The sequence below is a fragment of the Nocardiopsis sp. CNZ308 genome (genome assembly GCF_004217075.1).
In genome coordinates, this window is sequence record NZ_SHKJ01000001.1 from 5168997 (window position 1) to 5179770 (window position 10774).

The 10774-nt window shown below is 75.2% G+C and carries 12 protein-coding genes; 6 read left to right on the forward strand and 6 right to left on the reverse strand.

Annotated features, from left to right (window positions below; genetic code table 11):
* Positions 1–196 precede the first annotated feature (196 nt).
* The 5 genes from rpmG to EV372_RS22140 all read left to right on the forward strand — a co-directional run bounded on the left by rpmG (position 197) and on the right by EV372_RS22140 (position 4416).
* Positions 197–361 (forward strand): 50S ribosomal protein L33, encoded by a 165-nt coding sequence (gene rpmG / locus EV372_RS22120; RefSeq protein ID WP_013152592.1) that lies wholly within the window; start codon positions 197–199, stop codon positions 359–361.
* A gap of 160 nt (positions 362–521) precedes the next feature.
* Positions 522–770: a type B 50S ribosomal protein L31 gene (locus EV372_RS22125; RefSeq protein ID WP_013152593.1), complete on the forward strand. Its 249-nt coding sequence runs from the start codon at positions 522–524 to the stop codon at positions 768–770.
* 67 nt (positions 771–837) lie between these two features.
* A complete protein-coding gene (gene rpmF / locus EV372_RS22130) occupies positions 838–1008 on the forward strand; it encodes a 50S ribosomal protein L32 (RefSeq protein ID WP_013152594.1) in 171 nt (56 codons plus the stop codon).
* A 179-nt stretch (positions 1009–1187) separates the two neighbouring features.
* A complete protein-coding gene (locus EV372_RS22135; RefSeq protein ID WP_130397579.1) occupies positions 1188–1853 on the forward strand; it encodes a TetR/AcrR family transcriptional regulator in 666 nt (221 codons plus the stop codon).
* A 184-nt stretch (positions 1854–2037) separates the two neighbouring features.
* A complete protein-coding gene (locus EV372_RS22140; protein WP_253797424.1) occupies positions 2038–4416 on the forward strand; it encodes a lysylphosphatidylglycerol synthase transmembrane domain-containing protein in 2379 nt (792 codons plus the stop codon).
* 14 nt (positions 4417–4430) lie between these two features.
* Here EV372_RS22140 and EV372_RS22145 read toward each other — a convergent pair whose 3' ends face one another.
* The 4 genes from EV372_RS22145 to EV372_RS22160 all read right to left on the reverse strand — a co-directional run bounded on the left by EV372_RS22145 (position 4431) and on the right by EV372_RS22160 (position 8269).
* Complete coding sequence (locus tag EV372_RS22145; protein WP_130397580.1) at positions 4431–4889, reverse strand: hypothetical protein; 459 nt, start codon at positions 4887–4889, stop codon at positions 4431–4433.
* Between the two features lie 125 nt (positions 4890–5014).
* Positions 5015–6289: an MFS transporter gene (locus EV372_RS22150; protein ID WP_130397581.1), complete on the reverse strand. Its 1275-nt coding sequence runs from the start codon at positions 6287–6289 to the stop codon at positions 5015–5017.
* A 234-nt stretch (positions 6290–6523) separates the two neighbouring features.
* Positions 6524–7003: a MarR family winged helix-turn-helix transcriptional regulator gene (locus EV372_RS22155; RefSeq protein ID WP_130397582.1), complete on the reverse strand. Its 480-nt coding sequence runs from the start codon at positions 7001–7003 to the stop codon at positions 6524–6526.
* 231 nt (positions 7004–7234) lie between these two features.
* The gene (locus EV372_RS22160) at positions 7235–8269 is read right to left on the reverse strand and encodes an NAD(P)/FAD-dependent oxidoreductase (RefSeq protein ID WP_130397583.1); all 1035 of its coding nucleotides are present in this window, start codon (positions 8267–8269) and stop codon (positions 7235–7237) included.
* 66 nt (positions 8270–8335) lie between these two features.
* On the opposite strand from EV372_RS22160, the gene EV372_RS22165 reads away from it, so the two are divergent.
* Complete coding sequence (locus tag EV372_RS22165) at positions 8336–8944, forward strand: helix-turn-helix domain-containing protein (protein WP_130397584.1); 609 nt, start codon at positions 8336–8338, stop codon at positions 8942–8944.
* A gap of 210 nt (positions 8945–9154) precedes the next feature.
* Here the strand turns inward: EV372_RS22165 and EV372_RS22170 are convergent, their stop codons facing one another.
* Positions 9155–10195: a glycosyltransferase family 9 protein gene (locus EV372_RS22170; RefSeq protein ID WP_130397585.1), complete on the reverse strand. Its 1041-nt coding sequence runs from the start codon at positions 10193–10195 to the stop codon at positions 9155–9157.
* An 8-nt stretch (positions 10196–10203) separates the two neighbouring features.
* Positions 10204–10626, reverse strand: coding sequence for a CBS domain-containing protein (locus EV372_RS22175; protein ID WP_130397586.1), 423 nt, complete (start codon positions 10624–10626; stop codon positions 10204–10206).
* Positions 10627–10774 lie beyond the last annotated feature (148 nt).

Genomic DNA, 10774 nt, shown 5'->3' on the forward strand with positions numbered 1-10774 from the left:
CGCTGCGCCGGGCACGGCCGTGCCCGGCGAGGAGGACCGCCGGTACGGGAGTCCGGTCCGCGGCGGCACCGGCGGCTGGGCCCCGTCCCCGCCGGGCGGGCGGGGGTCGTCCGCAGGGGAGAGATGACCCGGCCGAATCGGGAATGAAAACGGTTATCATTGACTTGTAACGCGTGGGAACCCTGAGGAGGCATCCATGGCACGCAACGAGATCCGGCCGATCATCAAGCTCAAGTCCACCGCGGGTACGGGCTTCACCTACGTCACCCGCAAGAACCGGCGCAACACGCCCGACCGGCTCACCCTGAAGAAGTACGACCCGCGCGTGCGCCGCCACGTCGAGTTCCGCGAGGAGCGCTGAGCCGGGCCGCGCCCCGGCCGCCCGTTCCCGGAAAGGCCGGGTCCCGGCTGGCCGCCGCCCCGACCGGCGGCGGTGCCGCCGACCCTGACGGGCGCCGCCCCGTCGCACGCCGCAGGGCAGGCGGACCGCCGCGCCCAACGACCACCCCAAGGGGGCACACATGAAGCAGGGAATCCACCCCGACTACCACCCGGTCGTCTTCCGCGACCGCGCGGCCGACTTCTCCTTCCTCACCAGGTCCACCGCCACCAGCGACAAGACCATCGAGTGGAGCGACGGCCGCACCTACCCGCTGATCGACGTCGAGATCTCCAGCGCCAGCCACCCCTTCTACACGGGCAACGCCCGCGTGGTGGACACGGCGGGCCGCGTGGAGCGCTTCCAGCGCCGCTACCAGCGCAAGGGCTGACCGACACGAACGCGAGGCGGGGCTCGCCGCCCCGCCCCCGACCATCCGAGAAGAAGGCAGAGGTCCCATGGCCGTACCCAAGCGCAGGATGTCGCGGTCCAACACCCGCACGCGCCGTTCCCAGTGGAAGGCCGCCACCCCCGACCTGGTGCGCGTCCACATCCGCGGTCGCGAGTACCTCGTGCCGCGCAACCTCGTCCGCGCCTACGAGCGGGGACTGCTCGCGCCGCCCGAGTAGCCGGGCCCGGCACGGCCCGCCGGCCCCCCGGTCCGGCCGCGACACCGGACCCGGGCACCGCGGACGCCGCCGCGCGTCCGCCCGCACCGCCGCGCGCCGGGACCCCTCCCGCCCGGCGCGCGGCGGTGTGAGCACCGCGGGCGAGCAGCGGGGCGGCCGAGCGCCGTAGGGTGGTGGGCATGCCAGCCCGAACGCCCCCTGCCGCGCCCGGCGGCGACGCCCCGGGGCTGCGCGCCGACGCGCTGCACAACCGCCACCGCATCGTCGAGGCGGCTCGCGCGGCCTTCGCCGAACGCGGGATCGACGTGCCGATGTCGGCCATCGCCCGCCGCGCCGGAGTGGGGGTCGCCACCCTCTACCGCCGCTTCCCCACCCGCGAGTCCCTGGTCACCGAGGTGTTCGCCGACCAGCTGACGGCCTGCGCCTCCCTGGTGGACGACGGCCTCGCCGACCCGGACCCCTGGCGGGGCTTCTGCTCGGTGGTCGAGCGGGTGTGCGCGATGCAGGTCGCCGACCGGGGCTTCACCGGCGCGTTCCTCACGACCTTCCCCGGCGCGGTCCCCTTCGAGGAGAGGCGCGAGCGCGCCGAACGCGGCCTCACCGAACTCGTCAGCCGGGCCAAGGCGGCCGGGCGGCTGCGCCCCGACTTCGCGGTCGCGGACCTCACGCTGCTGTTCCTGGCCAACTGCGGGGCCGCCTCCGGCCCGCCCGAGGAGGCAGCCGCCTCCTCGCGCCGCCTGGTGGCCTACCTCCTCCAGTCCTTCGAGAACACGGAACGGCGCCGCCCCCTGCCCGCCGCCCCCGAGATCGGGCTGGGCCAGATCCCCGACCTCTCCACGGGCTGAGCGCGGGCGGTCCCGCGAAACGCACCGACCCTGGCCCTTGGCCCCCTCGGAGTCGGGCAGTCTTAAGGGTGTGACGACGCGAACCGACGAGATCCCCCCGCCGGACCCACGGACACCGAGAGCCCCGCGCAGGCCCGTCGACCTCCTCACGGGAGCGGTCGGCCTGATCGTGGTGGCGGCGATCATGATCGCCGTCCGCGTGGTCACCGACGGCGTGGAGGGGACCGACCCCGACCGGCTCCGCGCGCTGCTGCCCTCCGGCCTGCTCCTGCTCGTCGCCGCGGGCGCCAACCTCCTGCTGATCGTCCTGGTCAGCTACGTCGTCCTGCGCACGCTGTTCACCGGGCGGCGGCGCTCCCTGGTCCGGCCGGTCGCCGCCGGAATCGCCGCCTACACGCTCGCCTCGCTGATCAACGCCACCCTCTTCGCGCTGATCGGCCCGGAGCGGTTCCCCGACGCGCTCGCCCCCGACGACGTGTTCACCAGCGCCACCCTCGGCTACGTGGCCGCCGTCCTGGCCTTCATCCGCACCATGCCCACCGGACTGCCGCGGGTCCGCTCGATCCTGTGGGCGGGCAACACCACCGTCGCGGTCTGCGCCCTGCTGGCCGGGGTCACCAGCCTCCTCGCCCTCGTCCTGACCGTCCTGGTCGGCCTCACCTGCGCCGCCCTGGTCCGGTACGCGCTGGGGGAGAGGCCGCCGCCGCAGACCGACGACGGCCTGGACGCCGAGCTGCGCCGGTTCGGGCTGGCCGCCACCGGCGTCTCCCGCGCGGACGACGACGAGGAGGGCAACCCCCGCCACCTGGCCGGACTCGACGACGGCCGCAGGGTGGAGCTGGTCGTGCTCAGCTCCGAGAACACCGCCGGGTTCTGGCGGCGCCTGCGCGACCTGCTGTTCCTGCGCGGTCCCGTGGCCCCCCGGATGCTCTACGGCGTCCGCCGCCGCGCCGAGCACGCCGCGCTGATGAGCTTCTCCGCCCGGCAGGCGGGGGCCGCCGTCCCCCGCGTCCTGGCCGTCGGCGAACTCGGGCCCGGCACCGTCCTGCTGGTCCGCGAGCTGCCCGCCTTCCGCGCGCTGGACGCGCTCGACGACGAGGAGCTCACCGACGAGCTGGTCGACCTGTGCTGGCGCGAACTCGGGCTGCTGCACCGCCACCGGCTCGTCCACGGCAACGTCAACGGCGCCACCGTCGGTGTCCTGGACCAGCCCTGCGACCCCGCCAGCGCCTCCGTCCCCGAGGGCGCATCAGAACCGGCGGACGCCGCGACCTTGGCAGGCACCTCCGAAACCGCGCTCCCGCCGGTCCCGGCGGCCTCTCGTGAAGCGGCGGTCCTGCTCACCGGCCTGGACCGCGGCGGCGTGGCCGCCCCCCAACTCCAGGTCTCCCTGGACCAGGCCGCCATGCTCACCCTGCTGGCCATGCGGGTGGGGTCCGGACGCGCCGTGGACTCGGCGGTGCGCGCGCTCGGCGTGACCGCCACGGCCGCGGTCCTGCCCTTCCTGCAACCCGCGGGACTGCCCTACGCGCTGCGCAGGGGGCTGCGCGGGGACCGCGGACTCCTGGCCAGGCTGCGCGAGCGCGTGGTGCGCATCGCACCGGAGGCGCCCTCCGAGCCCGCCCGCCTGGAGCGCATGCGTCCGCGCACCGTGGTCAGCGTCATCGTCGCCACCGTCGTCGGCCTGGTGCTGCTGTACCAGCTCACCGGCGTGGACTTCACCGCCATCGGCCGGGCCGACCCGGTGTGGACGCTGGCCGCGCTCGCCGCGTCGGTGGTGTGCACGCTCTCCGCCGCGATGATCCTCATCGGCTTCGTGCCCGTGCCGTTGCCGTGGTGGCGCACCGTCATGGTCCAGTACGCGGGGTCGTTCGTGCGCATCGCCGCCCCCGCCGGGCTGGGGTCGCTCGCGATCAACACCCGGTTCGTCACCAGGGAGGGGGTCTCGACCTCCCTGGCCCTGTCCGCGGTGGGTCTCACCCAGCTGGTCGGGTTCCTGGTGCACGTGCCGCTGCTGCTGGTGTGCGCCTACCTCACCGGCACCTCGTACTGGACCGGGTTCACGCCCTCCCCGACCGTCGTCGTGATCAGCGTCGCCGGAACGGCCGTGGTGGGGGTGGTCCTGCTGCTGCCCCGGCTGCGGCAGGCCCTCGGCGCCCGGATCCGGCCCTACCTGCGCGGGGTGCTGCCGCGGCTGCTGGACATGCTCCAGAGCCCGTCCAGCCTGCTGCTGGGCTTCGGCGGAACGCTGCTGATCACCGCGGCGTTCGTGCTGTGCCTGCAGTTCTCGGTCCTGGCCTTCGCCGACCCGGGCGCCCAGGTGAGCCTGGTGGCGGTCGCGGTGGTGTTCCTGGCGGGCAACGCGGTCGGCTCGGCCGCGCCCACGCCCGGCGGCCTGGGCGCGGTCGAGGCCGCCCTGATCGGCGGCCTGACCACCGTGGCGGGCGTCCCCGCCGCCGTCGCGCTGCCCGCGGTGCTGCTGTTCCGGCTGCTGACCTTCTGGCTGCCGGTCCTGCCGGGCTGGGGGGCCTTCTCCTACCTCCAGCGCCGGGAGGCCATCTGAGCGGGGCCCGCGCGTCAGGAGACGCCGGAGCGGGCGGGCACGAGCCTGCCGACCCCCCAGGCGACCAGACCGGTGACGGCGCCGACGGCCGCCCCGGTGAGGAGGCTGCTCACCACCGCGAAGCCGCGGATGACGACCGTGTGCGCGAGGGGCGGCAGGTCGCCGAGGTTACCGCCGAGCCTGGGGGGATCGCCCTCCCAGGCGGTGTCCCACAGCAGCTGGTGCCCCAGGGCGAGGAGGACGCCGTAGAGCAGCCCGACCGCCAACAGCGTCAGGAACGGGTTCGGGGCCCGGGCCAGGACGGCCACAGCCACCCACACGAGCGGGGGGACGAACACGAAGAGGGCGTTGGCGAGCGTTCCCTCCTGGATGAGGCCGAGGTCGTGCAGGATCACGCGGGGCGCCGCGAGCAGGGCCAGCAGGGCGATGACGGTCCAGGACAGGCCGAGGGCGGAGCGTTTCTGTGCGGTCATGGCCACGACCCTAGGGAGGCCGTCGCGCCGCCACATCCGCGTTCGGTATCGACCGTGTACGCCCGTGGTCGGACCCGGGGCCGCGCCCCGTCGTTATCCGGTTGAGCCCGCGCTGCGGACCGGCGTCACTCGCCCAGCGTGATCGCCTCGGCCTCGGCCCGGGCGGACTCGGGGCCGTTGTCCACCCTGCGCAGCGTCCTGCGGCCCAGGAGCACGATCCCCGCGGCCAGTGCCACCGACACCGCCGCCGCGTACATCGGCGCGCCGGGGGACAGGGCCGCGGCGAGCGCGGAGGCGGCCGGGGGAGCGGCGGCGCCGCCGAGGAAGCGCACCGCCGAGTAGGACGAGGACGCCACCGAACGCGGCAGGTCGCTGGCCTCCATCACGCACTCGGTCAGCACCGTGTTGAGCACGCCCAGCAGCAGGCCGCCCAGCACGATGGCGGTGATCAGCCCCGCCGTGGAGGAGATGAGCGCGCCCGCGGCGACCAGGTCCGCGGCCAGCAGGAGCAGGGTCGCCCACAGCACCCGCGTGCGCGGCCACCGGCGGGTGAGCACCGGGGCCACGAAGACCGAGGTCACGGCGACCGCCAGGCCCCAGCCGAAGAAGGTGAACCCCAGGCCCATCTCGTCCAGCCCCAGCGGGAAGGGCGTGTAGGCCAGCAGGGCGAAGAACCCGACGTTGTAGAACAGCGCGGCCAGGGCCAGCACCAGGATGCCCGGGACGCGCAGCGCCGCGAACGGGGCCGACAGCGGCACCGGCGCGGTCCGCTCCGTGGCGTCGCTCCTGAGCAGGACGGCGATCGCGATGAACCCGACCGCCATCAGCGCGGCGGTACCGAAGAAGGGGCCGCGCCAGCTGACGCTGCCGAGCAGTCCGCCCAGGAGCGGGCCCGTGGCGATGCCCAGGCCCAGCGCCGCCTCGTAGAGCACGATCGCGGAGGAGGCCCCACCGCTGGCGGCGCCGACGATGGTGGCCAGGGCGGTGGAGATGAAGAACGCGTTGCCCAGTCCCCACCCGGCCCGGAAGCCGATGACGGACTCGACGCTGCCGCTGGCCCCGGCCGCGGCGGCGAAGACCACGATCAGCGCCAGGCCGACCAGAAGGGTGCGCTTGGCACCCAGGCGGCTGGACACCCAGCTGGTGACGAGCATGGCCAGGCCGGTGACCAGCAGGTAGCTGGTGAACAGCAGCGAGGTCTGGGTCTGCGTGGCCTCCAGACTGCGGGAGATCGCGGGCAGGATCGGGTCCACCAGGCCGATGCCCATGAAGGCGATCACGCAGGCGAACGCCACGGCCCACACGGCCCGCGGCTGCCGGAGGATGGAACCCTCCGGCGCGTGTCCCTGGTCCGCGCCTCCGGGCGGTGCTGTACGCGGGGTGTCGGTCTTCGCCACCATGTTCTCGCTGCTCCCTGTCGTCGCTGATGGTGGGGAGGACGGCGGCCGGTCCGGTCGGGGCCCTCATTCACATAGGTAACCTATGTTAAACCCCGCGCATTCCCGACCGGCACGCGACGGGCGCGGGGGAGGAGAGGCGTCGGTCACCGGAACCGCCGGAGGGCACGCGGGTGGCGGGTGTGAGGGCGGTGCGCACCGAGGGTGTGACCGGGCTCCGGGAACGGAACCGCTCGCTCAGGCCCCGCCGCGGCGCAGCCGCTCGTCCAGCAGCCGCACCGACTCCGACAGCAGCTCCCGCTCACGCGCGGACAGGTCGGAGAACAGCGGTTCCAGCGCGTCGCCGATCCGGTGCCGCCAGTCCTCCAGCGCCGCCGCGCCCGCCAGGGTCAGCTCGTGCAGCTGGGCCCGCCGGTCGTCGGGGTCGGGACTGCGCGCCACGTACCCGGAGGAGAGCAGCGACTCCACGATCACCGTCATGGTCGGCTGCCTGACCCGGCAGTGCTCGGCCAGGACGCCCAGCCGCAGCGGCCCCTTCTCCTGGAGCACGCTCAGCGCGCGCCACGTCGCCGGGGACGTGCGCTCGCCGGTCTCATGCGCGGCGTAGCGCCCGATCCGCTGGCTGATGTTGAGGAGGCGGACCAGGAGGGGGGCGACCTCGGGGCCCCGGCCGTCCCCGGCGTCCGCGTTTTCGGCGTGCTCGTCGTCGTGGTGCACGCCGCAAGGCTAGGGCATCTTCGGCCGGCGTGCTCCGCCGTGGGACGGGCGCCGTTCCCCCGCGGCGTACCGCGCCGCGGGGGAACACCGGTCACGGGCGCCCGCGTGCCCGCACCGCGAAGTCGTGCAGGGGCGGCCTCGGGGCCGCCGTGGTCGACCGTCCCGGTCCCGGGGCCGGAGGCGGCCAGGCCCCGTCCACACGCCCGGACGCGCCGTCCCCCCTCCTCGGGGTCACAGGCCGTGGCGGCCCTCGCCCGCCACCAGCTCGCTCACACGCGCCTCAGACTCGGCCGAGAAGGCGTCACGGCGGGCGGCGACCGCCCGGCGGGTGTCCTCGTCGACCAGGTCGGCGTTGATCTGGGCCCCGGCAGCGGCGCCCGAGGCCGCCGACGCGCCGACCTGGGCGGTCAGGTCGGTGACGTTGCCCGCGGCCCACACGCCGGGCACGTCGGTGCGGCCGCTCTCGTCGGTGGGGACGTACTCGCCGACCCCCATCGGGTGCTCCCGCGCCCGCAGGCCGAGGGCCTCCAGGAAGGAGGCGCGCGCCACCATCCGCGTTCCGACGGCCACCACCTCCCGGTCGACCACCGCGCCGTCCGCCAGCCGCAGCCCCGTGATCCGGCCGTCGGCGGTCTCCAGCGAGGCCACCGGACCCTCCACCACGCGGACGCCGCGGGCGGCCAGCTTCTCGGCGTCCTCCTCGCCCGGTGGGGGCGTGGTGTGGGTGAAGAGCGTGACGTCCTCGCTCCACTGGCGGAACAGCAGCGCCTGGTGCACCGCCATCGGCCCGCTGGCAAGCACGCCGATGGCCCGGTCGCGCACCTCCCAGCCGTGGCAGTACGGGCAGTGCACCACGCCCGCGCCCCACTGCTCCCGCACGCCCGCCACGTCCGGCAGTTCGTCCACCAGGCCGGTGGTCACCAGGACCCGGCGCGCGCGTACGCCGCGGCCGTCGGCCAGCTCCACCCGGAACCCGTCGCCGCCGCGGGTCACAGCCGCGACCTCCCCGGTCACCACGTGGCCGCCGTAACCGCGCACCTCCGCCCGGCCCCGCTCCAGCAGTTCGGCCGGGGACATGCCCTCCCTGGCCAGCAGCCCGTGCACTCCCGACGCGGGCGCGTTGCGCGGGGCGCCCGAGTCGAGCACCACCACCGAGCGCCGCGCCCGGGCCAGCATGAGGGCGCCGTTCAGTCCGGCGGCGCCACCGCCGACCACCACCGCGTCGTAGCCGTTCTCCAACTGATCGTTCACCGCGATCACCTCCATGCCCCCACCATGCGACCCCCTCGCCGGTTCACGCAATCTTCGTTGCCGTTATGGCAAAATGGCGGCATGGAACACGACCTCGACCAGGCGCTCGACGCGGTCGGACCCCGGCTGCGCGCGCTGCGCAAGCAGAAGGAGACCACGCTGACCGACCTGTCGGCGGCGACCGGCATCTCGGTGAGCACGCTGTCCCGGCTGGAGTCGGGTTCTCGCCGCCCCACCCTCGAACTGCTGTTTCCGCTGGCCAGGGCGTACGGGGTCACCCTCGACGAACTCGTGGACGCGCCGCCCACCGGCGACCCGCGCATCCACCTGCGTCCGGTCAACCGCCACGGCATGACCATGCTGCCCCTGACCCGCCGCCCCGGCGGCATCCAGGCGTACAAGCTGGTGATCCCGGGCCGCGACCGGCCGAGTCAGCCCGACCCGCAGACCCACGAGGGCTACGAGTGGCTCTACGTCCTCAACGGTCGGCTGCGGGTCGTGCTGGGGGAGCACGACCTGGTACTCGCTCCGGGGGAGGCGGCCGAGTTCGACACCCGCGTGCCGCACTGGTTCGGCTCCGCCGACACCGAGGCGGTCGAGTTCCTCAGCCTGTTCGGCAGACAGGGCGAGCGCGCGCACCTGCGCGCCCGCCCCAAGACGGAGGGCGCGTCCGGCGACGCCGACGCGTGACCGGAAGGGCGCGCCGGCCCGCGCCCGCCAGGGGCGGTCCTGCTCCCCCAGGCACGGTGGACCGCTGACAGAGCCCTCGGGGACAGGGCCACCGCCGCGGAGTTCCCGTGCGTCACACCGTCCACGCTTGCGGTCAGGGACCGGTGAGCGGGAGCCGCCGAGGAGTCCGCGCCCGTGCCCGGGCGGAATCCGGCCCCAGAAAGCGGGAACTCAGGAGCCGGGGACCGCTTCCTCAGCGGCGGGGCGGCCGGAGGCGCACACGCTCCGGCACGCGGCGAGGACCTCCTCGACGCCGATCGCGTCCAGCCCCGGGTCCAGTTCGGCGGCGTGCGGATCCCCCAGGCGGCCCGCCCACAGGCACACGTGGACGTCCCGGTCCACCCGCGGGCCCCACAGCCGCGGGGAGACCGGCCCGAACAGGCGCACCGACGGCGTGCCGTAGGCCGTGGCCAGGTGGCCGATCCCGGTGTCCCCGCACACCACCAGCCGCGCCTCGCCGACCAGCCGCGCCAGCAGGTCCAGGGAGGTGCGCCCGGCCAGCACCGCCCGACCGCCGAGCCCGGCGGCCTCGGCCACCCGCTCGGCCAGCGCGGTCTCGTTCGGCGAGCCGGTCACCAGCACCCGCAGCCCCGAGGCCGCCAGGTCCCCCGCCACCCGCGCGAAACGCTCCGGGGGCCAGCGCCGCGACCCGGAGGCGGCCCCCGGGTGGACGATCGCGGTGTCCCCCTCGACCACCGCGCCCCGCCCCCGCGACGGGTCCGGCCACCGCAGGTCGTCCGGGTCGGCCGCGACACCGTGCCAGAGCAGCAGGCGGCACCAGATCTCGGCGTCGTGGACCCCCTCGGGCCACTCCGGGCCCGGCCACCGCGGAACGGACGGGTGGCCGTGCGTCCACAGCCGCCCCGGCGTCAGCGCCGCCAGGGCCGCGGTGCTCCGCGGTCCCCGGCCGTGCAGGTTGACCGCCAGGTCCGGAGGGCGCGTGTCGGGCGCGCGCAGCGGCTCGGTCGGCAGGACCTCCCAGTCCAGCCCGGCCAGCGCGACCAGGCGCCGGTACCAGGAGGGGCCCGCCAGGGTGCGGCGCCAGGACGGCAGCGCCCGCTCCAGCGCGCGCAGCGCGGGAACGGCCGTGGCGAAGTCGCCCAACCCCAGCGCCCGCAGCGCCAGCAGGGACGGCCGCCCGCCCGTGCGGGGGACCCGGCCCCCGTCCGAGCCGCCGTGGCCGGGGCCCGGGTTCTCTCCCGCCGGTTCCACCGGATACCTCAGCGGTTGGGGTCGGCGGCGCTGACGTCGGCCAGCGCCGAGTCCTCGTCCACGGCCCGCGCCAGGTCGCCCATGGACACCACGCCCACGACGCGGTCGCCGTCCACGACGGGAAGGCGGCGCACCGCGCTGGTGCGCATGACGTGCACCGCGTCGGCGATCCCGCTCTGCGGCGGCACGGTGGCCACCTCCGAGCTGCACACGTCGCCGACGCTGCGCTGGCCGGGGTCACCGCCCTCGGCCACGCAGCGCACCACGATGTCGCGGTCGGTCAGGATGCCCATGATCTGCTTGTCCCGGGTCACGACGACGTCGCCCACGTCGGCGTCGCGCATGATCTCCGCGGCCTCACGCAGGGACGTGTCCGGCGAGACCGTGCGGACCGGGCTGCTCATCACCTGGTCGATGGTGCGCACCACCATGGTCCTGCTCCTTTCGTGCCGGTCGTGCCTCTTCCGTTCTCACCGGTCCCATAGCCCGCAGCCGTGGGGGCAAACATGACGGCTCCCCCGCCGCCGCGGGGCGGACCGCGGGTGCGCGGGCGGCGGGCCCGGAGCGGTTTCCACACAC